The sequence below is a fragment of the Streptococcus sp. HMSC062B01 genome (assembly GCF_001811085.1).
Taxonomy (GTDB): domain Bacteria; phylum Bacillota; class Bacilli; order Lactobacillales; family Streptococcaceae; genus Streptococcus; species Streptococcus gordonii.
In genome coordinates this window covers 1-221 of sequence record NZ_KZ672799.1, presented here as the reverse complement: position 1 = coordinate 221, position 221 = coordinate 1, and the positions used below count along the sequence as shown (strand labels likewise).

Annotated in this window: 1 protein-coding gene; it reads right to left on the bottom strand. The window is 30.3% G+C overall.

Annotated features, from left to right (window positions below; all coding sequences use genetic code 11):
• Window positions 1–48: 48 nt before the first annotated feature.
• Window positions 49–177 carry a hypothetical protein gene (locus HMPREF2780_RS11845; RefSeq protein ID WP_260470079.1) on the bottom strand — a complete coding sequence of 43 codons (129 nt, stop codon included), beginning with the start codon at window positions 175–177 and terminating at the stop codon, window positions 49–51.
• Window positions 178–221: the final 44 nt, after the last annotated feature.

Here is a 221-nt window from a genome sequence, read left to right as displayed (position 1 = left end):
TAAATCTTTTTTACGTGTTGTACATCTAATAAACTCATAACTTCTCCTTTAAAATCCTAAGTACATTTCTTGAGCCGCCTGATTGGCTTGGCATCCGAATTTCGTCCATTCAATTTCTTTTTGACTTGGCCGAATGGAATATTTATCTTTCTTATGACTTATTTTAAATAATTTCATTCTAAACACTTCTTTCTTTTGATAATCTTATTCTACCGAATTTG

Excerpts from the sequence above, each read along its gene's own strand:
- HMPREF2780_RS11845 (WP_260470079.1), bottom strand. The coding sequence starts at position 177 with ATGAAATTATTTAAAATAAGTCATAAGAAAGATAAATATTCCATTCGG.